This window comes from Martinezella rhizogenes (genome assembly GCF_027460065.1).
Lineage (GTDB): Bacteria > Pseudomonadota > Alphaproteobacteria > Rhizobiales > Rhizobiaceae > Agrobacterium > Agrobacterium rhizogenes_C.
The window spans coordinates 193,601-215,588 of record NZ_JAPYZZ010000007.1 but is presented as its reverse complement, the minus strand read 5'-3'; the positions used below and the strand labels follow the sequence as shown (position 1 = coordinate 215,588).

Sequence of the window (21,988 nt, the reverse complement as noted above, 5' to 3'; positions counted from 1 at the left end):
CGAAGCCTGATTTTGCGTTTGGAGCGGATTGCGCTTTGCTGATAAAGTCTTACAACTGATTTGCAGCGCGATATGACGGAAATGTGAATTACCGTCGGCGACCCGGTTCCCGACCCTTGGGGATAACCGGAAATGTCGGGAGTAATAGCCGGCGCTGGGTTTTGTTGAATTTCACGGTTCTGCCGGTGCGCGGGACCGTCTCTTCCGGTGACTTGAAATCGGGGTTTCGAAACTCCACTTTCAGTCTCGAGAAATGAATGTGCCGGATGCCCCCAAGATGTCCGGCAAGGTGTCCCGAAAGGGACCAGGAAAGGAAATGATATGACGAACATCACGTCTGCGGCATCTGGCGGTACCTATCCGGTACTTCCCCTGCGCGACATTGTCGTTTTCCCGCATATGATCGTTCCCCTGTTCGTCGGGCGGGAAAAATCCATTCGTGCGCTCGAGGAAGTCATGGGCTCGGACAAGCAGATCATGCTTGTCACCCAGATCAACGCCAGCGATGACGATCCGGCTCCCGAGGCTATCCACAAGGTTGGCACGGTCGCCAATGTGCTGCAGCTTCTGAAGCTTCCCGATGGCACCGTGAAGGTGCTGGTGGAAGGCAAAGGCCGCGCCCAGATCGACAGCTATACCGACCGAGAGGATTTCTACGAAGCCTCCGCGACGCCGCTGCAGGAACCCGCTGAAGATCCGGTCGAGATCGAGGCGCTGTCGCGTTCGGTCGTTTCGGAATTCGAGAGCTATGTGAAGCTCAACAAGAAGATTTCGCCCGAGGTTGTCGGCGCTGCCGGCCAGATCGACGATTATTCGAAGCTGGCCGATACGGTCGCTTCGCACCTGTCGATCAAGATCACCGAAAAGCAGGAAATGCTCGAAACCGTCAGCGTGAAGCAGCGGCTTGAAAAAGCGCTCGGCTTCATGGAAGGCGAAATTTCCGTGCTTCAGGTCGAAAAGCGCATCCGCTCGCGCGTCAAGCGCCAGATGGAGAAGACCCAGCGCGAATATTATCTGAACGAGCAGATGAAGGCGATCCAGAAGGAACTCGGTGACGGCGAGGATGGCCGTGACGAGATGGCCGAGCTGGAAGAGCGCATCGCCAAGACCAAGCTTTCCAAGGAAGCGAGGGACAAGGCCGACGCGGAAATGAAGAAGCTTCGCCAGATGAGCCCGATGTCCGCGGAAGCGACCGTCGTGCGCAACTATCTGGACTGGCTGCTTGGTCTGCCCTGGGGCAAGAAGTCGAAGATCAAGACCGATCTCAATGCCGCCGAGACGATCCTCGATCAGGATCACTTCGGTCTGGACAAGGTCAAGGAACGCATCGTCGAGTACCTGGCGGTACAGGCGCGCGCGACCAAGATCCGCGGCCCGATCCTGTGCCTCGTCGGTCCTCCCGGCGTCGGCAAGACCTCGCTCGCCAAGTCGATCGCCAAGGCGACCGGCCGCGAATATGTGCGTATGGCGCTGGGTGGCGTGCGTGACGAGGCGGAAATCCGCGGTCACCGCCGCACCTATATCGGCTCCATGCCGGGCAAGATCGTCCAGTCGATGAAGAAGGCCAAGAAGGCGAACCCGCTCTTCCTGCTCGATGAAATCGACAAGATGGGCATGGATTTCCGTGGCGATCCGTCGTCCGCACTGCTTGAGGTCCTTGATCCGGAACAGAACTCCACCTTCATGGACCACTACCTTGAAGTGGAATACGACCTGTCCGACGTGATGTTCGTGACCACGGCCAACACGTTGAACATTCCGGGTCCGCTGATGGACCGTATGGAAGTGATCCGCATTGCCGGTTACACGGAAGACGAAAAGCGCGAAATCGCCAAGCGTCACCTGTTGCCGAAGGCGATCAAGGAACATGCCCTGCGTCCGGAAGAGTTCTCGGTCAGCGACGATGCCCTGATGGCCATCAGCCAGCAGTACACACGGGAAGCCGGTGTTCGCAACTTTGAACGCGAATTGATGAAGCTTGCCCGCAAGGCGGTGACCGAGATCATCAAGGGCAAATCCACGTCTGTTGCGGTCACGGCTGCAAACATCGAGGATTATCTCGGCGTTCCGCGGTTCCGCCACGGCGAGGCCGAGCGCGAGGATCAGGTTGGTGTCGTCACCGGTCTGGCCTGGACGGAAGTCGGCGGTGAGCTGCTCACCATCGAAGGCGTGATGATGCCGGGCAAGGGCCGCATGACGGTCACCGGCAACCTCAAGGAAGTGATGAAGGAATCCATTTCCGCGGCGGCATCCTATGTCCGCTCGCGCGCCGTGGACTTCGGCATCGAACCGCCGCGCTTCGACAAGAGCGACATCCACGTTCACGTTCCCGAAGGTGCAACCCCGAAGGACGGACCGTCTGCCGGTGTTGCCATGGCAACCGCTATCGTCTCCATCATGACCGGTATTCCGGTCTCCAAGGATGTGGCGATGACGGGCGAGATCACGCTTCGTGGTCGCGTTCTGCCGATCGGCGGCCTGAAGGAAAAGCTGCTTGCGGCTCTGCGCGGCGGCATCAAGAAGGTGCTTATCCCGGAAGAAAACGCCAAGGATCTGGCGGAGATTCCGGATAATGTGAAGAACGAGATGGAAATCATTCCGGTGTCGCGCATGGGCGAGGTCATCAAGCACGCCCTCATTCGCCAGCCGGAACCCATCGAGTGGGATGGCAGCATCGAGACGCCTGTTATTGCAACGGTCGAAGGTGTCGACGACGGCAACCAGACGATCGCGCATTGATGGTGCGCGTCGTCGCGGGGGGCGGGAATCGCCTTTCGCGACGGGCAGTGCATAGAATCAATGCGTTAGGTGTCTGAGCGCATGTGCGGTGCCCAGCTCCGCGCAACTGATGCCAAATTGGCACGAATATGTGGAAGGCCGGCAGAAATGTCGGCCTTTTTTGTGAAAAAAATCGCAGACCCCTTGTTTTTCAGGCGATTCCAGCGCTTTTGAGTTGCTGTGCGCGGATGCGAATGTATTCTGCGCCGGCTTAATTTTAGTCGTTTCAAACCATTGAAAGGGGTGGAAACATGAACAAGAACGAGCTCGTCTCTGCTGTTGCCGAAAAGGCTGGTCTCACGAAGGCAGATGCTGCTTCCGCTGTTGATGCCGTATTCGAAACCGTACAGGGCGAACTGAAGAACGGTGGCGACATCCGTCTCGCCGGCTTCGGCAGCTTCTCCGTAAGCCGTCGTGAAGCCTCCAAGGGCCGTAACCCTTCCACGGGTGCTGAAGTCGATATCCCGGCTCGCAACGTGCCGAAGTTTTCCGCAGGCAAGGGCCTGAAGGACGCAGTCAACTCGTAAGGTTTCCGGAAAGCCGCAATGCCCGGCGGCGGGCAGGCGGCTTTTCAGGTTCACGAGGAAACATGTTGTGACGCGCTCATGCCATCATCAGGCGTGAAGTGGCGGCCTCCGAAAGCTCTTTCGGGCGGCCCGGTTTCACCCCGTAGGGTGTGGATTGAAAGTCTCGAGGTACGCCTGTGTAGCTTCCATCCGGAGACACGGCGTTTCGAAACCCGGAATGTGCGCATAAACACGAAAGCCCGGCCTCCATGGCCGGGCTTTTTGATTCCACCGCCATGAAATGTCATGCCAGTGTCACGTCTTTGACGCAGAAGCCATGGGGTATTTCTGGACCCAAGGGGGATTAAAATGGCGTTCCGATTTTCTCATATGGCTTTGACTGCGGCACTGCTCACATCCGCTGCCTTCCCGGCCGCTGCCGAGCCGGTTTTCAACCGCATTGCGTCTTTCCCGGTAGCGAAAAACCTGCCTGCGGACAAGGACGCCAAGTCCGTCACCTCGGCTGAAATCGTCACTGCCAGCGAAGATGGCAAGACGCTGATCTATTCCGACAGCCCGCTTGGTGGCATCGGCTTCATCGACATCACCGACGCAAAGGCTCCGAAGGCCGGCGGCGCATTGCTGCTGCAGGGCGAGCCGACCTCGGTTGCCGTTGCAGGTGCGAAGGTTCTGGCCGGCGTCAACACGTCGGAAAATCGTGCCAACCCCTCCGGCAAGCTGGTGACGGTCGATATCGCCACCAAAAAGATCGAAGCGAGCTGTGATCTCGGTGGCCAGCCTGATTCCGTTGCCGTTTCCCCGGACAGGACCTTTGCCGCCATCGCGATCGAAAACGAACGCGATGAAGAGGTGAACGAAGGCGCATTGCCGCAGATGCCGGCCGGTTATCTGGTGACGGTCGGCCTGAAGGACGGCGTGGCCGATTGCGCGACCCTGAAGAAGATCGATGTTACCGGTCTCGCTGAAATTTCCCCTGAGGATCCGGAGCCGGAATTCGTCTCGATCAATGCCAATGGCGAGATTGCGCTCACGCTGCAGGAGAACAACCATATCGTCATCATCGACGGCAAGACCGGCACGGTGAAGACCCATTTCTCCGCCGGCACCGTCAATCTGGAAGGCATCGACACCAAGACCGATGGCCAGCTGAAGTTCACCGACAAGCAGGAAGGCCGCAAGCGCGAGCCGGATGCGGTGAAGTGGCTGGACAATGATCGTATCGTCATCGCCAATGAGGGCGACTGGCAGGGCGGTTCGCGCGGCTTCACCATTTTCGACAAGACCGGCAAGCTTCTTTATGAAGCCGGTGCTTCGCTCGAGCACGCGGTTGCGGCCATCGGCCACTATCCGGAAAAGCGCTCCAAGGCGAAGGGCATCGAGCCTGAAGGTCTGGAGGCAGCAACCTTCGATGGCCAGAAGTACTTCTTCGTTCTTGCCGAGCGCGCCTCGGTCGTTGCCGTCTACAAGGATACCGGCGCAGAGCCGCAGCTGACGCAGCTCCTGCCTTCGGGCATTTCGCCGGAAGGTGCTGTTGCCATTCCCTCGCGCAACCTTCTCGTCACGGCTAACGAGGCCGATCTGGTCGAGGGTGGCGGTGCTCGCTCGCATGTCATGCTCTATGAACGTGCGGAAGGCCAGGCGGCCTATCCGCAGCTCGTCTCCGCCACCGTCGATGGTGCGCCGATCGGCTGGGGTGCTCTTTCGGGCTTGGTTGGCGATGCCGAAAAGCCCGGCATTCTCTACGCCGTGTCCGACTCGGTCTATGGCAACCAGCCGTCGATCTACACCATCGACGCTACGAAGAAGCCCGCCACCATCACCAGCGTGCTGCGCGTCAAGCGTGACGGCATCGCTGCCCAGAAGCTCGATATCGAAGGCATCACGCTCGACGGCAAGGGCGGCTTCTGGCTGGCCTCGGAAGGCGATAGCGCCAAGCTCGTTCCGCACGCGCTCTACAACGTCAACGCCAAGGGCGAGATCAAGGCCGAGATCGCACTGCCGAAGGAACTACTCGCCGGTGACACCCGCTTCGGTTTCGAAGGCGTGACCATGGTCGGCAAGGGCGATGATGCCACGCTGTGGATGGCCGTACAGCGCGAATGGGGCACGGATGAGAAGGGCTTCGTCAAGCTTGTCTCCTATAATCCGAAGTCCAAGGAGTGGGGCGCCGTGCGTTACCCGCTCGACAAGACCGAAGCCGGCTGGGTCGGCCTTTCCGAAATCACCGCGCAGGGCGATAATGTCTATATCGTCGAACGCGACAACCAGATTGGTGACAAGGCCAAGATCAAGAAGCTCTATCGCGTCGCGATCGCCGACCTGAAGCCCGGCAAGATCGGTGGTGAGCTGCCGCTGGTGGCCAAGCAGGAAGCGCATGATTTCCTGCCCGATCTCAAGGCTCAGACTAACGGCTACGTCGTCGACAAGTTGGAAGGCTTCACCTTTGACAAGGCGGGAACGGCCTATGCCGTGACCGACAATGACGGTGTGGACGATTCTTCCGGCGAGACGCTGTTCTTCACCGTCAATCTGAAGGCGATCAACTGATCGCGCTGAATGGCGTTGCAAATGAGAAAAGCCGGGCAATGCCCGGCTTTTTTGTTTGGCGAAGGGAGCCCCACAAGGGCTATCGCCGCTCTTGAACGATGCGTCATGAGGCAAGCCGCAACATCGGCGTTGCTCTTTCAGTATCGACTCGTGGTGAATTTCGTCCAGGTGCGATCCGTTAAAATGCCGCGGACCGATCCTGACAGATCAGCGCCCCATGGACTTCGGACTTTTGGGAGTATCTTGTTTTTCTGAGTCCTGCTGGACCCAGCGGAAAAAAATATAAACAGGCAGCGCAATAAGCGCGAGAGTTACAAACGCGTCGATCGACATGGTTTCATCCATCAGTTCAGCCGTTCATCATGAAACGGTACGTAAACAATGCCCGAAATCTCTTTAAAAAGTCTGAATCTGCTTATTTTTCGGTATGTTACGGAGTGGAACAGAGATTCGGCCCAGTTGTCGGAAACCGGAACAGAAGTCCCGATTTGGAATAGATGAGAGGCGGGAAAAAGCGATTGTCGTTGTTTCGGACTACGAATCCGGTCCTTTAGCGTAAAATCGGGGGCAGGACTGTCTGATTCCCGTGCGGGAAATTAAGGACAAAGCGCTTCACGACCCGCGAAGCAATCGGCTTGGAGAAGGTATATTGGGAGATTTTAGGAAAATGGTGGGCGATGAGAGACTCGAACTCCCGACATCCTCGGTGTAAACGAGGCGCTCTACCAACTGAGCTAATCGCCCTTCGCGTCTTGCGGATCATGTCCGCCGCGTCGGTGGCCGTGATGTATTCGGATCGGAAAAAAACCGCAAGAGCTTTTGTGAAGTTTTTTTGTTTTTTTTCCGGACAAGTTTTTCGGGTGCGAAAGGCGAGGGGCAAAAAGCCGGGAACTGCGGGCTTTTTGGCAAAATCGGGCCCGGGTGATGCACTGACAGCTTTATAGAAAAGCCGCCATGGTGGCCTGCGGCTGTGGACAAGTTTTTTGTTTTTGTTGGGAAAAGCCCGGAAAACATGGCCTTTGCGGCGATCGCACTTAAAGGCCTTCCGATTTTTCCCGATCAAAATGAGGAAGCTTATTCTTTTGTCGTGAAACCCGCTTGACACCCCCGCACGAACGCCGTAGTTAGCCGCTCAACGAACAGCCGAGGCTGGTTCGTACGGCGGGACAAGTTCCTGCCGTCAGGATAAGCGGGTGTAGCTCAGTTGGTTAGAGTGCCGGCCTGTCACGCCGGAGGTCGCGGGTTCGAGCCCCGTCACTCGCGCCATCCTGTTCCTCGGAAAATACGCAGACAAATGTCTGTGGAGCGCGGGTGTAGCTCAGTCGGTTAGAGTGCCGGCCTGTCACGCCGGAGGTCGCGGGTTCGAGCCCCGTCACTCGCGCCATTTCTCTCTCCTGAAATGCCTCTCCAAAAACGAAAAAAACGCCTTGAGTGCCCACTTCGGCGCTGGTGTTTCCGGTGGCTGATTCCAGCCTTTTTATGCGCGATTTTTCCTGTGTTGTTTAGTCAAGTTTCGATCTCCGAAAACCGTCACTTCGCCGCCATTTCGATGTAAAATTCGTGTGACTTTTTTGCGGTTGCGTCCTTCAATCGATTATTATTGTATTTGAGGGGCTTAGGTCGGAATTGTGGCCCAAATTTGCGTCAATTCGGGCAATATTGTTGCCAATCAATGCGGCAGGTGTCTTGAAATGGTGCCTAAACTCTTGCAGAGAGGGCGCGGCTGCGCTAACCACTTTGGCGTTGCAACATATTTGTGCGCCTTGAGACTTATCAGTCGCAAAGGCAGGTCCGGCACCCGGCCGGGCAAGGAAGAGACCATGACTGAACTCCTCAGTTCCTACATTCCGATCGCAATATTCATCGGTATCGCTCTTGTCATTGGCCTGGCGCTTCTCATTGCGCCGTTTGCTGTCGCTTACAAGGCGCCGGACCCGGAAAAGCTTTCCGCTTTCGAGTGCGGTTTCAATGCCTTCGACGACGCCCGCATGAAGTTCGATATCCGATTTTATCTTGTGTCGATCCTGTTCATCATCTTCGATCTGGAAGTCGCCTTCCTGTTTCCCTGGGCGGTGTCTTTCGGCGAGATGGGCTGGTTCGGTTTCTGGTCGATGATGGTGTTCCTTGGCGTCCTCACCATCGGCTTTATCTATGAGTGGAAAAAGGGAGCGCTGGAATGGGCATGAGCCAGAACAACAGCACGCTCGTCGCGCCGCAGCCGAAGGGGATCATCGATCCCGCAACCGGCAAGCCGGTTGGCAGCAACGACGCCTACTTCACGGAAATCAACGACGAGCTGGCCGACAAGGGCTTTCTCGTCACCTCGACCGACGAGCTGATCACCTGGGCGCGTACCGGATCGCTGATGTGGATGCAGTTCGGTCTTGCCTGCTGCGCCGTTGAGGGCCTGATGCAGGCGTCCGGTCCGCGTTATGACATGGAGCGCTTCGGTGTCGCCCCGCGCGCCTCACCGCGCCAGTCGGACGTCATGATCGTTGCTGGCACACTGACCAACAAGATGGCGCCCGCTCTGCGTAAGGTCTATGACCAGATGCCTGAGCCGCGTTACGTCATTTCCATGGGCTCCTGCGCCAATGGCGGCGGTTATTACCATTATTCCTACGCCGTGGTGCGCGGCTGCGACCGCGTCGTGCCTGTTGATATCTATGTCCCGGGCTGTCCCCCCACGGCTGAGGCGCTGCTTTACGGCGTGCTTCTGCTGCAGAAGAAGATCCGGCGTACCGGTACTATCGAGCGCTAAGGGCAAAGGACGGATTTAAGAATGAGCGAAGCTCTCAACGATCTTGCTGCTTACGTTAAGGAAGCGCGTGGTTCCCTCGTGGTATCTGCCGATATCGCCTATGGCGAGCTGACGCTGAACACGACTACTGAAAGCGTGATTGCGCTTTTGACCTTCCTGCGCGACGACGTGCAGTGCGGTTTCGTTAACATCATCGATATTTGCGGCGTTGATTGGCCGCAGCGCGAGAAGCGTTTCGATGTCGTCTACCATCTCCTGTCGCCACGCCAGAACCTGCGCGTGCGCGTCAAGCTGCAGGTGGCGGAAGACGAGGGCGTGCCGTCATCGACACCCGTTTACATGGGTGCGGAATGGTTCGAGCGCGAAGCCTGGGACATGTATGGCATTCCTTTCGAAGGCCATAAGGACCTGCGCCGCATCCTCACGGATTACGGTTTCGAAGGCCATCCGCTGCGCAAGGATTTTCCGGTTACCGGCTTTGTGGAAGTGCGTTACGATGACGTTCTGAAGCGGGTTCTTTATGAACCGGTCGAACTGAAGCAGGAATTCCGTAACTTCGACTTCCTTTCCCCTTGGGAAGGAACCGAATATGTTCTTCCGGGTGACGAAAAGGCTAAGCAATGAGCCAAGCCCCCGCGACAGAGCATGGACAATGTCTTTGCGGCGCCGTTGGCTTTAATGCCGGCATTGGCGCCCGCGAATTCGGCGTTTGCCATTGCTCCATGTGCCGCCGCTGGTCCGGCGGTGCGTTCATGGCTGTCGAATGCACCGGCGTTTCCTTTGAAAACGAAGAACAGCTTGGCGTCTTTTCCTCCTCGGAATGGGGCGAGCGTTGCTTCTGCACGAATTGCGGCAGCACCTTGATGTGGCGTTCCAAGGATGGCCAACATCTGGCCGTGTCGCTGCAGGCTTTCGACAACCCTTCCAGTTTCACGTTCGCGTCGCAGATTTTTACGGATGAAAAGCCTTCGAGCTATTCGTTCGCTGAGACCACGCAGAACATGACTGGCCCCGAATTCATCGCCATGATCACCTCGGCGGAGCACTAGAATGACTGAGCATAACGTCCGCAATTTCACGATCAACTTCGGTCCGGAACACCCGTCCGCGCACGGCGTGCTGCGTCTGGTTCTGGAACTGGACGGCGAAATCGTCGAGCGTGTCGATCCGCATATCGGTCTTCTGCATCGCGGCACCGAAAAGCTGATCGAGACGAAGACCTATCTGCAGGCAGTTCCTTACTTTGATCGTCTCGATTATGTCGCGCCGATGAACCAGGAACATGCTTTCGCGCTCGCCGTCGAAAAGCTGCTGGGCCTCGAAATCCCGATGCGCGGCCAGCTGATCCGCGTGCTTTACTCGGAAATCGGCCGCATCCTGTCGCACATCATGAACGTGACGACGCAGGCCATGGACGTAGGCGCGATGACGCCGCCGGTCTGGGGCTTCGAAGAACGCGAAAAGCTGATGGTGTTCTATGAGCGCGCCTGTGGCGCCCGCATGCACTCGGCTTATGTTCGTCCGGGCGGCGTGCATCAGGACCTGCCGCCGGAACTGGTCGATGATATCGGCAAGTGGTGCGACCCGTTCCTCACCGTTCTCGACAATATCGAAGGTCTTCTGACCGACAACCGCATCTACAAGCAGCGTAACGTCGATATCGGCGTCGTCTCGCTGGAAGATGCCTTCGCCTGGGGTTTCACCGGCGTCATGGTTCGCGGTTCGGGTGCCGCCTGGGATCTGCGTCGTTCGCAGCCTTATGAGTGCTATTCCGATCTCGAATTCGACATTCCCGTCGGCAAGAATGGCGACTGCTATGATCGTTACCTGATCCGCATGCAGGAAATGCGCGAATCTGTGAAGATCATGAAGCAGTGCGTCGATCTTCTCTCCGGCAAGCACCGCATCGGCCCGGTCTCCTCGCTCGATGGCAAGGTGGTTCCGCCGAAGCGTGGCGAGATGAAGCGTTCGATGGAAGCGCTGATCCACCACTTCAAGCTCTACACCGAAGGTTATCACGTTCCGGCCGGCGAAGTTTACGCCGCCGTCGAAGCGCCGAAGGGCGAGTTCGGCGTTTACGTGGTCGCAGACGGTTCGAACAAGCCCTACCGTTGCAAAATCCGCGCTCCGGGTTACGCACACCTGCAGGCTATGGATTTCCTGTGCAAGGGCCATCAGCTTGCTGACGTTACAGCCGTACTCGGCTCCCTCGACATCGTGTTCGGGGAGGTCGACCGCTGATGCGTCTGCCGCTGGCCATACCGGCTTTTCTCGCTGCGATGTCTGCCCCCGCTCTCGCCCAGACGGCGACGGACGAGGGCGGCATATCGCTGTCGAGCGGCGGCTCTTCGACCATCAAGCAGCTTCTGTCGTCGGGATACGAGATCAAGGCCTCGGTTCCCAATGGCAGCAAGTTCATTGTGTTCATGCAAAAAGACAAGGCGGCTTACGCCTGCGAATTCGTCACGGTGGCGAGATCGCGTTGTGAGACGTTAAACTGAAAAGGCGTGAGGAAGTATGTCCGTTCGTCGACTAGCCGAAGATCAGTTCCAGCCCGTGGCGTTTGCCTTTAACGCGGATAATACCGCATGGGCGGAAAAGACGATCAAGAAATATCCCGAGGGACGCCAGCAATCGGCGGTCATCCCGCTGCTCATGCGTGCGCAGGAGCAGGACGGCTGGGTTACCCGCGCCGCCATCGAAAAGATCGCCGACATGCTGGATATGGCCTATATCCGCGTCATGGAAGTGGCGACCTTCTATACCCAGTTCCAGCTGAAGCCGGTCGGCACGCGCGCCCACGTTCAGGTCTGCGGCACCACGCCCTGCATGCTGCGCGGTTCCGAAGCACTGATGGATGTCTGCCGCAAGAAGATCCACCACGATCCGCTGCACACCAATGAGAGCGGCACGCTGTCTTGGGAAGAAGTGGAATGTCAGGGCGCCTGCGTCAACGCGCCGATGGTCATCATCTTCAAGGATGCCTATGAGGACCTGACGCCCGAGCGCCTGGAAGAAATCATCGACACGTTCGAGGCGGGCAAGGGCGACACGGTCAAGACCGGCCCGCAGATCGACCGTCACGAGTCGGTTCCAGTCGGCGGGCTGACGACGCTGACGGAAGAGATCAAGCCGGACCGTTCCAATCTCGACAAGCCGGCCGAAGTGCCTGCGGATGCCGCACCGGTTCCGCCGTCCAATGCCGCCAAGCCGAAGACGGACGCGCCGGAAACCGATCCGAAGCTGAAGACGCCGGCCAATGAGCCGAAGGCTGCGGAAGCCAATGTAAAGACCGTCGAAAAGGAAGCTTCCGGAACGGCTGCGGCGGCAAAGCCGTCGCTCGATTCCAAGGATCGTCCGGCCGGCATCGAACGCCCGGCGACGCCTGACGACCTGAAGCTCATTTCCGGCGTTGGTCCGAAGATCGAAGGCACGCTGCACGAGCTCGGCATCTTCACCTTTGCGCAGGTCGCCGGCTGGAAGAAGGCCGAATGCGACTGGGTCGACGGTTATCTGAATTTCAAGGGCCGCATCGAACGCGACGAGTGGATCAAGCAGGCCGAGGCGCTCGCCAAGGGTGGCGAAGCCGAGTATATCAGGGTCTTCGGCAAGAAGCCGCGGTAAGAGGTGAAGCATGTTAAAAGATCAGGATCGCATCTTTACCAATCTCTACGGCCTCAAGGACAAGTCCCTGAAGGGCGTGAGAGCGCGCGGCCATTGGGATGGCACCAAGCAGATCATCGAAAAGGGCCGTGACTGGATCATCAACGAGATGAAGGCTTCCGGCCTTCGCGGTCGCGGTGGCGCTGGCTTCCCGACAGGTCTCAAATGGTCCTTCATGCCGAAGGAAAATGACGGCCGTCCGCATTATCTCGTCGTTAACGCCGACGAATCCGAACCCGGCACCTGCAAGGACCGCGAAATCCTGCGCAACGATCCGCATACGCTGATCGAAGGCTGCGTGATCGCCGGTTTCGCCATGGGCGCGCATACCGCCTATATCTACGTGCGCGGCGAATATATGCGCGAGCGTGAAGCGCTTCAGGCGGCCATCGACGAGTGCTACGATGCCGGCCTGCTCGGCAAGAACAACAAGAACGGCTGGGATTTCGACATCTACGTCCATCACGGCGCGGGTGCCTATATCTGCGGCGAAGAGACGGCTCTGCTCGAAAGCCTTGAAGGCAAGAAGGGCCAGCCGCGCCTCAAGCCCCCGTTCCCGGCCAATATGGGTCTTTACGGCTGCCCGACGACCGTCAACAACGTTGAATCGATCGCCGTTGCGCCGACCATCCTGCGCCGTGGCGCTGCCTGGTTCTCGTCTATCGGCCGTCCGAACAATGTCGGCACCAAGCTGTTCATGGTGTCAGGCCATGTCGAGCGTCCATGCACCTTCGAAGATGCGCTGGGCCTGTCCTTCCGTGAACTGATCGAACACCATTGCGGTGGCATTCGCGGCGGCTGGGACAATCTGCTCGGCGTCATCCCCGGCGGCGCATCCTGCCCCATCGTGCGCGGTGAGGACATGAAGGACGCCATCATGGACTTCGATGGCATGCGCGAAGTGAAGTCTTCCTTCGGCACCGGCGGCATGATCGTCATGGACAAGTCCACCGACGTCATCAAGGCGATTGCCCGCATCGCGGCTTTCTTCAAGCATGAAAGCTGCGGCCAGTGCACGCCGTGCCGCGAAGGCACCGGCTGGATGTGGCGCGTGCTGGAGCGCATGGTCAAGGGTAACGCGCAGAAGCGCGAAATCGACATGCTGTTTGAAGTGACCAAGCAGATCGAAGGCCATACCATCTGTGCGCTCGGCGACGCCGCCGCATGGCCGGTACAGGCGCTGATCCGCAATTTCCGTCCGGAAATCGAAAAGCGCATCGACCAATATACCTACAGGGCCATGGATGATGGCGCTGTTCTGGAAGCCGCTGAATAAGCATTGAGGCTTCAGGCGGAGCCGGAATTTTCCGGCCTCGCGACACCATGAAGCGTCTGGCAGACGATACGAGTGCCGGGCGTGATTAAGGATTTGTTGCGGACCGTGTGAGACATGGGACGAACAGGCAACAGGACGTAAGTAGGACCATGGCAAAGCTCAAGGTTGACGGTAAAGAGATCGAGGTTCCGGATCATTTCACGCTGTTGCAGGCGTGCGAGGAGGCTGGTGCCGAAGTTCCGCGCTTTTGTTTTCATGAGCGCTTGTCGGTCGCGGGTAACTGCCGCATGTGTCTCATCGAGGTGAAGGGCGGACCGCCCAAGCCCGCCGCCTCCTGCGCCATGGGCGTGCGCGATGTTCGCGGCGGCCCGAACGGCGAATTGCCTGAGGTTTTCACCAATACGCCGATGGTCAAGAAGGCCCGCGAAGGCGTGATGGAATTCCTGCTCATCAACCACCCGCTGGATTGCCCGATCTGCGACCAGGGCGGCGAATGCGACCTGCAGGACCAGGCCATGGCCTTCGGTATCGCCGGTTCGCGTTATGCGGAAAACAAGCGTGCGGTTGAAGACAAATATATCGGACCGCTCGTCAAGACGGTCATGAACCGTTGCATCCACTGCACGCGCTGCGTCCGTTTCACCACGGAAGTTGCCGGTATCGCCGAACTGGGCCTTATCGGCCGCGGCGAAGATGCCGAAATCACCACCTATCTCGAGCAGGCCATGACCTCGGAGCTGCAGGGCAACGTTGTTGATCTTTGCCCGGTCGGCGCGCTCACCTCCAAGCCTTTCGCCTTCACCGCCCGTCCGTGGGAGCTGAACAAGACCGAAACCATCGACGTGATGGACGCGCTCGGTTCGGCCATCCGCGTCGATACCCGTGGCCGCGAAGTCATGCGCGTCATGCCGCGTGTCAACGAGGCGATTAACGAAGAGTGGATTTCTGACAAGAGCCGCTTCATCTGGGACGGCCTGAAGACGCAGCGCCTTGACCGGCCTTACGTCCGCAAGGATGGCCGTCTGCAGCCCGCCACCTGGGGCGAAGCCTTCGGTGCGATCAAGCAGGCTGTTGCCGCAACATCCGGCAACAAGATCGGCGCGATCGCCGGCGATCTGTCTTCCGTTGAAGAAATGTTCGCGCTGAAGTCGCTTCTGGCGTCGCTCGGTTCGGCCAATGTCGATTGCCGTCAGGATGGCGCAGCGCTTGATTCGTCTTTGGGTCGCGCCAGCTACATCTTCAATTCCACCATTGAAGGCATCGAGCAGGCGGACGCACTGCTGATCGTTGGCGCTAACCCGCGTTTCGAAGCGGCTGTCCTCAACGCCCGCATCCGCAAGCGCTGGCGTCGCGGCGGTTTCCCGATCGGTGTGATCGGTGAGGCAGGTGAGCTGCGCTACAATTACGAATATCTCGGCTCGGGTGCTGAAACGCTCTCCGATCTGGCCAATGGTTCGCACAGCTTCGTTGACAAGCTGAAGTCCGCCAAGAACCCGCTGATCATCATCGGTCAGGGCGCTCTGGCACGTGCCGACGGCGCAGCGGTTCTCGCGGCTGCTGCCAAGCTTGCCGTTTCGGTTGGCGCTGTCAGCGAAGAGTGGAATGGCTTCTCGGTGCTGCACACTGCCGCGGCCCGCGTTGGCGGTCTCGATATCGGCTTTGTGCCGGGCGAGGGCGGTGTCGCCGCAGCCGACATGGTCGCCTCCATGGATGTTCTCTTCCTACTGGGTGCCGATGAACTCGACCTGTCGAACAAGGGCGCAAAGTTCACCGTCTATATCGGCAGCCATGGCGATCAGGGCGCGATGAACGCCGACGTCATCCTTCCGGGTGCGGCCTATACCGAAAAATCCGGTATCTGGGTCAACACCGAAGGCCGTGTGCAGGTGGGCAACCGCGCCGGTTTCGCACCGGGCGAAGCCCGTGAAGACTGGGCGATCCTGCGCGCGCTGTCCGACGTGCTCGGCAAGAAGCTGCCGTTCGATTCGCTGTCTGCCCTGCGCGGCCAGCTTTATGTCGCGCATCCGCATCTGGCGGAAACCGACGAGATCGTTGCCGGCAAGGCCACGGATATCGAAGCGCTGGCTGGTAAAACCGGCTCACTCACCAAGTCGGCGTTTGCCTCGACTGTAAAAGACTTTTATTTGACGAACCCGATTGCGCGCGCATCCGCCGTCATGGCCGAGTGCTCCGCATTGGCCCGCAACAATTTCCAGGCTGCGGCAGAGTAAGGGTAGGGGATTTATGGAACAGTTTTTCTGGAGCTACGTCTGGCCCGCGCTGATCATGGTCGGCCAGTCCCTGCTGCTTCTCGTTTGCCTTCTGGTGGCCATCGCCTTCCTGCTGCTTGCCGACCGCAAGGTCTGGGCAGCCGTGCAGCTGCGCCGTGGTCCGAACGTCGTTGGTCCCTTCGGTCTCTTCCAGTCCTTCGCCGACCTCTTGAAGTTCATCCTGAAGGAGCCCGTCATTCCGGCCGGCGCCAACAAGGCGGTCTTCCTCTTGGCGCCGCTGGTTGCCGTGACGCTGGCGCTCGCCACCTATGCCGTCATTCCGTTTGCGGATGGCTGGGTCGTCGCCAATATCAATGTCGGCATTCTCTACATCTTCGCGATTTCGTCGCTTGAAGTGTACGGCATCATCATGGGCGGCTGGGCTTCGAACTCGAAGTACCCGTTCCTCGGCGCGCTGCGTTCGGCCGCGCAGATGGTGTCCTACGAAGTGTCGATCGGTCTGGTCATCGTTACCGTTCTGCTCTGCGTGGGCTCGCTGAACCTGACGGACATCGTTCTTGCCCAGCGCACCGGTCTCGGCACCATGATGGGTCTGCCGGCCTCGTTCCTTGACTGGCACTGGCTGTCGCTGTTCCCGATGTTCATCGTGTTCTTCATTTCCGGCCTTGCCGAAACCAACCGTCCGCCCTTCGACCTTCCGGAAGCGGAATCGGAACTGGTCGCCGGTCACATGGTCGAATATGGCTCGACGCCTTACATGATGTTCATGCTTGGCGAATACGCTGCGATCGTCCTGATCTGCTGCCTGACGACGATCCTGTTCCTTGGCGGCTGGCTGCCGATCGTGGATGTGTGGTTCCTGAACTGGGTTCCGGGTATCGTCTGGTTCGCGTTGAAGGGCTGCATGGTCTTCTTCATGATAGCGCTCACCAAGGCTTTCGTTCCGCGTTACCGTTATGACCAGCTCATGCGTCTCGGCTGGAAGGTGTTCCTGCCGCTGTCGCTCGCCATGGTCGTTATGGTTGCATTCGTATTGAAGCTGACGGGGTGGGCCGGTTGATGTCCGTACTCCTCGCTCAGAAATCTGGAGACTGAGATGGCAAGCCTCTCCCAAGCCGTCAACTCGCTGTTCCTGAAGGAATTCGTAGGCGCGATCTTCCTGACCATGCGCCACTTTTTCAAGCAGAAGGCGACGATCAACTATCCTTTCGAAAAGGGTCCGGTGTCTCCGCGCTTCCGTGGCGAGCACGCGCTGCGCCGTTATCCGAACGGTGAAGAACGCTGCATCGCCTGTAAGCTGTGTGAAGCGATCTGTCCCGCTCAGGCGATCACCATCGAAGCCGGCCCGCGCCGCAATGACGGCACCCGACGCACGGTGCGTTACGATATCGACATGGTGAAGTGCATCTATTGCGGTTTCTGCCAGGAAGCCTGCCCGGTGGATGCCATCGTCGAAGGCCCGAACTTCGAATTCGCGACGGAAACCCGCGAGGAGCTTTATTTCGACAAGCAGAAGCTTCTCGACAATGGCGACCGCTGGGAGCGTGAAATCGCGCGCAACCTCGCACTGGATGCACCTTACCGTTAAGGTGCAACCGTCTTTCCGGGGGAGACCCCGGAAAGCGATGAAAAAGTAAAATGCCTGCGCGGTTTTCGCCGGCGGGGACGAAACGGGTGAGGGGGCTACGAGCCATCTTCTCCCGATGAGGACAAGAAGGCACCAAGATGGGTCTGCACGCTGTATTCTTTTATATATTCGCTTTCGTCGCCGTGGCGTCTGCGTTCATGGTCATCGCATCGAAGAACCCTGTTCATTCGGTGCTCTTCCTGATTTTGACCTTCTTCAACGCAGCCGCGCTGTTCCTGCTGACGGGGGCCGAGTTCCTCGCCATGATCCTGCTGGTGGTCTATGTCGGCGCGGTCGCGGTGCTTTTCCTCTTCGTCGTCATGATGCTGGATGTGGATTTTGCCGAATTGCGCTCCGGCGTGCTGCAATATGCCCCGGTCGGTGCGCTGATCGGCGTCATTCTGGCGGCTGAACTGATCGTCGTGGTCGGTGGCAGCGTCCTGAACCCGGTTGCAGCAAAATCGATCACCATGCCGATCCCGTCGCCGGCCGTGCGCACCAATACGGCAGCACTCGGCGATGTGCTCTATACCAACTACGTCTACTTCTTCCAGCTGGCCGGTCTCGTGCTGCTGGTGGCCATGATCGGCGCCATCGTGCTGACCCTGCGTCACCGCACCGACATCAAGCGGCAGGATATTTCCACGCAGGTCGGCCGCGACCCGAAGACCGCCGTCACCACGGTCAAGGTCAAGCCGGGCCAGGGCATCTGAAGGCGAACGGATCCAAGGAAACAGAATATGGAAATCGGTCTTTCCCACTACCTGACGGTCAGCGCCATCCTCTTCACGATCGGCGTGTTCGGCATCTTCCTCAACCGGAAGAACGTCATCGTCATCCTCATGTCGATCGAACTCATCCTCTTGGCGGTCAACATCAACATGGTGGCCTTCTCGGCCTTCCTGAACGATATCGTCGGCCAGGTCTTTGCTTTGTTCATTCTGACCGTCGCAGCTGCCGAAGCGGCCATCGGTCTTGCAATACTCGTTGTCTTCTACCGCAACCGCGGATCGATCGCCGTCGAAGACGTCAATATGATGAAGGGCTGATAAGGCTATGATCTACAAGGCTATCGTCTTTCTTCCACTGATCGGCTTCCTGATCGCCGGCCTGTTCGGCCGCTCGATCGGCGCCAAGGCGTCGGAATATGTCACCACCGGTCTGATGATCGTGGTCGCCATACTGTCGTGGATCGTCTTCTTCACCGTGGCGCTCGCCCATGGTGAGCCGGGCGAGGTGATCAAGGTTACTGTTCTGCGCTGGATCCAGTCCGGCGGCATTGACGTCGAATGGGCTTTCCGCATCGATACGCTGACGGCCGTCATGTTCGTCGTGGTCAACACGGTCTCGACGCTCGTGCACCTTTATTCGATCGGATACATGCACCACGATCCGCATCGTCCGCGCTTCTTTGCCTATCTGTCGCTCTTCACCTTCGCCATGCTGATGCTGGTGACTTCCGACAATCTGCTGCAGATGTTCTTCGGCTGGGAAGGCGTGGGTCTGGCGTCCTATCTGTTGATCGGCTTCTGGTTCAAGAAGCCGTCCGCATCGGCCGCTGCGATGAAAGCCTTCATCGTCAACCGCGTCGGTGACTTCGGCTTCATCCTCGGCATTGGCGGCGTGTTCGTGCTGTTCGGCTCGATCAATTTCGAAACGATCTTCGCCGCCGCTGCGACCTATCTGCCGGCTGAAGGCGCTGCTTCCACTGACACGGTCATCAACCTGTTCGGTATGCATCTGGACAAGGCCAATGCGATGACGGGTGTCTGCCTGCTGCTCTTCATGGGCGCCATGGGTAAGTCGGCGCAGTTCCTGCTGCACACCTGGCTGCCGGACGCGATGGAAGGCCCGACGCCGGTTTCGGCCCTCATTCACGCCGCAACCATGGTTACCGCCGGTGTCTTCCTCGTCGCCCGCATGTCGCCGCTGTTTGAACTGTCGCATGATGCGCTCACCGTCGTGACGCTGATCGGCGCGATCACCGCCTTCTTCGCGGCAACCGTCGGCCTCGTGCAGAACGACATCAAGCGTGTTATCGCCTATTCGACCTGCTCGCAGCTCGGCTACATGTTCGTGGCGCTCGGCGTCGGCGCTTATGGCGCGGCGGTGTTCCACCTGTTCACGCACGCCTTCTTCAAGGCCCTGCTGTTCCTATGCGCCGGCTCGGTCATCCATGCCGTCGATGGCGAGCAGGACATGCGTTACATGGGTGGCCTGCGCAAGCATATCCCCATCACCTTCTGGACCATGACCGTTGGCACGCTGGCGCTGACCGGCGTTGGTATCCCGGGCACGATGATCGGTTTTGCCGGCTTCTTCTCGAAGGACGTCATCATCGAATCCGCTTACGCGTCCCATTCGGTTCTGTCCGGTTTCGCCTTCACGCTCCTGGTCATCGCCGCGCTGTTCACCAGCTTCTATTCCTGGCGTCTGGCTTTCATGACGTTCTTCGGTAAGCCGCGCGCTTCCGCCGACGTCATGCACCATGTGCATGAATCGCCGATGGTCATGCTGATCCCGCTTTTCATCCTGACGGTTGGCGCGATCTTCGCCGGTGTCCTGTTCGAAGGTCATTTCTTCGGTGAGGAATATGCCGAATTCTGGAAGGGCGCTCTCTTTACGCTTCCGGAAAATGAAATCCTTGAGGAATTCCACCACGTGCCGCTGTGGGTCAAGTGGAGCCCGTTCTTCGCCATGGCGCTTGGTTTCGTGACCGCCTGGTACATGTACATCAAGTCGCCGGATACGCCGAAGCGTCTGGCAGCGACCCATCGCGGCCTCTACCAGTTCCTTCTGAACAAGTGGTACTTCGATGAACTCTACGATTTCCTCTTCGTGCGTTCCGCAAAGGCGCTTGGTCGCTTCCTGTGGAAGAAGGGTGACGTCGCCGTCATCGACCATTATGGACCGAACGGCATTGCAGCGCGTGTGGTTGACGTGACCAACCGCATGGTCCGCCTGCAATCCGGTTACCTCTATCATTATGCCTTTGCGATGCTGATCGGCATCGCGGCGCTTGTCACCTGGATGATGCTCGGGAGTGCCCTCTGATGACCGATTGGCCCATTCTTTCAACGGTCACCTTTCTGCCGCTCGTCGGCGTGGTGCTCCTGCTTCTGACAAATGAGAACGGCCCTTATGGTCGCCGCAACATTCTCAACGTCTCGCTGCTGACGACCGTCTTCACGTTTATCGTGTCGCTGTTCGTCTGGATCGGTTTCGACAATTCGAACCCCGGTTTCCAGATGGTCGAGAAGCATCAATGGTTCGGCAACATCGCCGCCTATCATCTCGGCGTCGACGGCATCTCCATGCTGTTCGTCATCCTCACCACTTTCCTCATGCCTTTCTGCGTGCTGGCAAGCTGGGATTCGATCGAGAAGCGCATCAAGGAATACATGATCGCCTTCCTGCTGCTGGAAGTCGTCATGATCGGCGTTTTCGTGGCGCTGGATACCGTTCTCTTCTACGTCTTCTTCGAAGCGACGCTGATCCCGATGTTCATCATCATCGGCGTCTGGGGTGGCAAGGATCGCGTTTACGCCTCCTACAAGTTCTTCCTCTACACGCTGCTCGGCTCGGTTCTGACCATGCTCGCCATCATGGCGATGTACTGGCAGTCCGGTACGACCGACATGACCGAACTGCTGAAATACGGCTTCCCGGCCGGCATGCAGACCTGGCTCTGGCTTGCCTGTTTTGCCGCCTTCTCGGTGAAGATGCCGATGTGGCCGGTGCATACCTGGCTGCCGGACGCCCACGTTCAGGCGCCGACCGCTGGCTCCGTCATTCTTGCCGGCGTCATGCTTAAGCTCGGCGGTTACGGTTTCATCCGCTTCTCGCTGTCGATGTTCCCGCTGGCGTCTGACTATTTCGCACCCTTCGTCTTCACGCTGTCGGTTCTTGCCATCATCTACACCTCGCTGGTGGCGATGATGCAGGACGACATCAAGAAGCTGATCGCCTATTCATCCGTCGCCCACATGGGTTACGTGACCATGGGCATTTTCGCCGCCAATGTGCAGGGCGTGCAGGGCGCGATCTTCCAGATGCTGTCGCACGGCATCGTGTCTGGCGCGCTCTTCCTCTGCGTCGGCGTTGTCTATGACCGTCTCCATACCCGCGAAATCGCGGCCTATGGCGGCCTAGTCAACAATATGCCGAAATATGCCGTCGCCTTCATGATCTTCACCATGGCCAATGTCGGTCTGCCCGGCACGTCAGGCTTCGTCGGTGAATTCCTGACGCTGATCGGCGTCTTCCGCGCCAACACGCTGGTCGCACTGTTTGCGGCAACCGGCGTCATCCTCTCGGCCGCCTATGCGCTGTGGCTTTACCGCCGCGTGATCTTCGGCGCGCTCGAGAAGGAAAGCCTGAAATCGATGCTCGATCTGTCAACCCGCGAAAAGGTCATCCTTTATCCGCTGGTTGCGCTGACGATCTTCTTTGGTGTCTATCCGGCGCCGGTGTTCGATGCGACAGCCGCATCGGTCGATCTTCTGGTAAACAACTATTCGGCTGCATTGCAGGCGGCGCAAAATGTTGCGCTCTCTATGAATTGACGACAGGACCCGT

Annotated in this window: 20 protein-coding genes and 3 tRNA genes; 21 read left to right on the top strand and 2 right to left on the bottom strand. The window is 58.5% G+C overall.

Annotated features, from left to right (window positions below):
* Window positions 1-321: 321 nt before the first annotated feature.
* From lon to O8B93_RS13360, 3 genes are all read left to right on the top strand, one after another.
* Window positions 322-2,739 (top strand): endopeptidase La, encoded by a 2,418-nt coding sequence (lon, locus tag O8B93_RS13370; RefSeq protein ID WP_269710459.1) that lies wholly within the window; start codon window positions 322-324, stop codon window positions 2,737-2,739.
* A gap of 290 nt (window positions 2,740-3,029) precedes the next feature.
* Window positions 3,030-3,305: a DNA-binding protein HupB gene (hupB, locus tag O8B93_RS13365; protein WP_006312721.1), complete on the top strand. Its 276-nt coding sequence runs from the start codon at window positions 3,030-3,032 to the stop codon at window positions 3,303-3,305.
* Between the two features lie 348 nt (window positions 3,306-3,653).
* Window positions 3,654-5,852 (top strand): esterase-like activity of phytase family protein, encoded by a 2,199-nt coding sequence (locus O8B93_RS13360; protein ID WP_269710458.1) that lies wholly within the window; start codon window positions 3,654-3,656, stop codon window positions 5,850-5,852.
* Window positions 5,853-6,059: 207 nt separating this feature from the next.
* Here O8B93_RS13360 and O8B93_RS13355 read toward each other — a convergent pair whose 3' ends face one another.
* Together O8B93_RS13355 and O8B93_RS13350 are read right to left on the bottom strand one after the other, a co-directional pair.
* Window positions 6,060-6,197, bottom strand: coding sequence for a hypothetical protein (locus tag O8B93_RS13355; protein WP_269710457.1), 138 nt, complete (start codon window positions 6,195-6,197; stop codon window positions 6,060-6,062).
* Window positions 6,198-6,520: 323 nt separating this feature from the next.
* Window positions 6,521-6,596: transfer RNA gene (locus O8B93_RS13350), tRNA-Val, on the bottom strand.
* Between the two features lie 226 nt (window positions 6,597-6,822).
* Between O8B93_RS13350 and O8B93_RS13345 the strand changes: the two genes are divergently transcribed.
* The 18 genes from O8B93_RS13345 to O8B93_RS13260 all read left to right on the top strand — a co-directional run bounded on the left by O8B93_RS13345 (window position 6,823) and on the right by O8B93_RS13260 (window position 21,975).
* Window positions 6,823-6,954, top strand: coding sequence for a hypothetical protein (locus O8B93_RS13345; protein ID WP_269710456.1), 132 nt, complete (start codon window positions 6,823-6,825; stop codon window positions 6,952-6,954).
* A gap of 87 nt (window positions 6,955-7,041) precedes the next feature.
* Window positions 7,042-7,118, top strand: a tRNA-Asp gene (locus O8B93_RS13340).
* Window positions 7,119-7,159: 41 nt separating this feature from the next.
* Window positions 7,160-7,236 (top strand) — tRNA-Asp (locus O8B93_RS13335).
* Window positions 7,237-7,672: 436 nt separating this feature from the next.
* Window positions 7,673-8,038: an NADH-quinone oxidoreductase subunit A gene (locus tag O8B93_RS13330; RefSeq protein ID WP_269710455.1), complete on the top strand. Its 366-nt coding sequence runs from the start codon at window positions 7,673-7,675 to the stop codon at window positions 8,036-8,038.
* Window positions 8,029-8,613: a NuoB/complex I 20 kDa subunit family protein gene (locus O8B93_RS13325; RefSeq protein WP_003512655.1), complete on the top strand. Its 585-nt coding sequence runs from the start codon at window positions 8,029-8,031 to the stop codon at window positions 8,611-8,613. Before O8B93_RS13330 ends, O8B93_RS13325 begins: the two co-directional genes overlap by 10 nt.
* 21 nt (window positions 8,614-8,634) lie before the next feature.
* On the top strand, window positions 8,635-9,237 hold the full coding sequence (locus O8B93_RS13320) for an NADH-quinone oxidoreductase subunit C (protein WP_269710454.1): 603 nt from the start codon (window positions 8,635-8,637) through the stop codon (window positions 9,235-9,237).
* Entirely contained in the window at window positions 9,234-9,662 is a 429-nt protein-coding gene (locus tag O8B93_RS13315) for a GFA family protein (RefSeq protein ID WP_269698065.1), read from the top strand. Before O8B93_RS13320 ends, O8B93_RS13315 begins: the two co-directional genes overlap by 4 nt.
* Before the next feature lies 1 nt (window position 9,663).
* Window positions 9,664-10,854, top strand: coding sequence for an NADH-quinone oxidoreductase subunit D (locus O8B93_RS13310; protein ID WP_020012326.1), 1,191 nt, complete (start codon window positions 9,664-9,666; stop codon window positions 10,852-10,854).
* Complete coding sequence (locus O8B93_RS13305; protein WP_003521522.1) at window positions 10,854-11,114, top strand: hypothetical protein; 261 nt, start codon at window positions 10,854-10,856, stop codon at window positions 11,112-11,114. The genes O8B93_RS13310 and O8B93_RS13305 overlap by 1 nt, the downstream gene beginning before the upstream one ends.
* A 16-nt stretch (window positions 11,115-11,130) precedes the next feature.
* Window positions 11,131-12,237 (top strand): NADH-quinone oxidoreductase subunit E, encoded by a 1,107-nt coding sequence (locus tag O8B93_RS13300; protein WP_269710453.1) that lies wholly within the window; start codon window positions 11,131-11,133, stop codon window positions 12,235-12,237.
* A 10-nt stretch (window positions 12,238-12,247) separates the two neighbouring features.
* Entirely contained in the window at window positions 12,248-13,552 is a 1,305-nt protein-coding gene (gene nuoF / locus O8B93_RS13295) for an NADH-quinone oxidoreductase subunit NuoF (RefSeq protein WP_020012329.1), read from the top strand.
* A 149-nt stretch (window positions 13,553-13,701) separates the two neighbouring features.
* Window positions 13,702-15,783, top strand: coding sequence for an NADH-quinone oxidoreductase subunit NuoG (gene nuoG / locus O8B93_RS13290; protein WP_269710452.1), 2,082 nt, complete (start codon window positions 13,702-13,704; stop codon window positions 15,781-15,783).
* A gap of 13 nt (window positions 15,784-15,796) precedes the next feature.
* Window positions 15,797-16,843 carry an NADH-quinone oxidoreductase subunit NuoH gene (gene nuoH / locus O8B93_RS13285; RefSeq protein ID WP_269710451.1) on the top strand — a complete coding sequence of 349 codons (1,047 nt, stop codon included), beginning with the start codon at window positions 15,797-15,799 and terminating at the stop codon, window positions 16,841-16,843.
* 36 nt (window positions 16,844-16,879) lie between these two features.
* Window positions 16,880-17,371, top strand: coding sequence for an NADH-quinone oxidoreductase subunit NuoI (nuoI, locus tag O8B93_RS13280; RefSeq protein WP_004441327.1), 492 nt, complete (start codon window positions 16,880-16,882; stop codon window positions 17,369-17,371).
* Between the two features lie 137 nt (window positions 17,372-17,508).
* Complete coding sequence (locus O8B93_RS13275; protein ID WP_080809276.1) at window positions 17,509-18,123, top strand: NADH-quinone oxidoreductase subunit J; 615 nt, start codon at window positions 17,509-17,511, stop codon at window positions 18,121-18,123.
* A gap of 27 nt (window positions 18,124-18,150) precedes the next feature.
* Complete coding sequence (gene nuoK / locus O8B93_RS13270) at window positions 18,151-18,459, top strand: NADH-quinone oxidoreductase subunit NuoK (protein WP_003521516.1); 309 nt, start codon at window positions 18,151-18,153, stop codon at window positions 18,457-18,459.
* A gap of 7 nt (window positions 18,460-18,466) precedes the next feature.
* The gene (gene nuoL / locus O8B93_RS13265; protein WP_269710450.1) at window positions 18,467-20,464 is read left to right on the top strand and encodes an NADH-quinone oxidoreductase subunit L; all 1,998 of its coding nucleotides are present in this window, start codon (window positions 18,467-18,469) and stop codon (window positions 20,462-20,464) included.
* Window positions 20,464-21,975, top strand: a complete 1,512-nt coding sequence (locus O8B93_RS13260; RefSeq protein WP_269710449.1) for an NADH-quinone oxidoreductase subunit M — start codon at window positions 20,464-20,466, stop codon at window positions 21,973-21,975. The genes nuoL and O8B93_RS13260 overlap by 1 nt, the downstream gene beginning before the upstream one ends.
* Window positions 21,976-21,988 lie beyond the last annotated feature (13 nt).

Bases quoted from the DNA above. Each gene is read 5' to 3' on its own strand.
- lon (WP_269710459.1), top strand. From the start codon at position 322: ATGACGAACATCACGTCTGCGGCATCTGGCGGTACCTATCCGGTACTT.
- nuoH (WP_269710451.1), top strand. From the start codon at position 15,797: ATGGAACAGTTTTTCTGGAGCTACGTCTGGCCCGCGCTGATCATGGTC.
- O8B93_RS13325 (WP_003512655.1), top strand. From the start codon at position 8,029: ATGGGCATGAGCCAGAACAACAGCACGCTCGTCGCGCCGCAGCCGAAG.
- O8B93_RS13330 (WP_269710455.1), top strand. From the start codon at position 7,673: ATGACTGAACTCCTCAGTTCCTACATTCCGATCGCAATATTCATCGGT.
- nuoK (WP_003521516.1), top strand. From the start codon at position 18,151: ATGGAAATCGGTCTTTCCCACTACCTGACGGTCAGCGCCATCCTCTTC.
- O8B93_RS13355 (WP_269710457.1), bottom strand. From the start codon at position 6,197: ATGGATGAAACCATGTCGATCGACGCGTTTGTAACTCTCGCGCTTATT.
- nuoI (WP_004441327.1), top strand. From the start codon at position 16,880: ATGGCAAGCCTCTCCCAAGCCGTCAACTCGCTGTTCCTGAAGGAATTC.
- nuoL (WP_269710450.1), top strand. From the start codon at position 18,467: ATGATCTACAAGGCTATCGTCTTTCTTCCACTGATCGGCTTCCTGATC.
- O8B93_RS13315 (WP_269698065.1), top strand. From the start codon at position 9,234: ATGAGCCAAGCCCCCGCGACAGAGCATGGACAATGTCTTTGCGGCGCC.
- O8B93_RS13275 (WP_080809276.1), top strand. From the start codon at position 17,509: ATGGGTCTGCACGCTGTATTCTTTTATATATTCGCTTTCGTCGCCGTG.
- O8B93_RS13305 (WP_003521522.1), top strand. From the start codon at position 10,854: ATGCGTCTGCCGCTGGCCATACCGGCTTTTCTCGCTGCGATGTCTGCC.
- O8B93_RS13320 (WP_269710454.1), top strand. From the start codon at position 8,635: ATGAGCGAAGCTCTCAACGATCTTGCTGCTTACGTTAAGGAAGCGCGT.
- O8B93_RS13360 (WP_269710458.1), top strand. From the start codon at position 3,654: ATGGCGTTCCGATTTTCTCATATGGCTTTGACTGCGGCACTGCTCACA.
- O8B93_RS13300 (WP_269710453.1), top strand. From the start codon at position 11,131: ATGTCCGTTCGTCGACTAGCCGAAGATCAGTTCCAGCCCGTGGCGTTT.
- nuoG (WP_269710452.1), top strand. From the start codon at position 13,702: ATGGCAAAGCTCAAGGTTGACGGTAAAGAGATCGAGGTTCCGGATCAT.
- hupB (WP_006312721.1), top strand. From the start codon at position 3,030: ATGAACAAGAACGAGCTCGTCTCTGCTGTTGCCGAAAAGGCTGGTCTC.
- nuoF (WP_020012329.1), top strand. From the start codon at position 12,248: ATGTTAAAAGATCAGGATCGCATCTTTACCAATCTCTACGGCCTCAAG.
- O8B93_RS13260 (WP_269710449.1), top strand. From the start codon at position 20,464: ATGACCGATTGGCCCATTCTTTCAACGGTCACCTTTCTGCCGCTCGTC.
- O8B93_RS13310 (WP_020012326.1), top strand. From the start codon at position 9,664: ATGACTGAGCATAACGTCCGCAATTTCACGATCAACTTCGGTCCGGAA.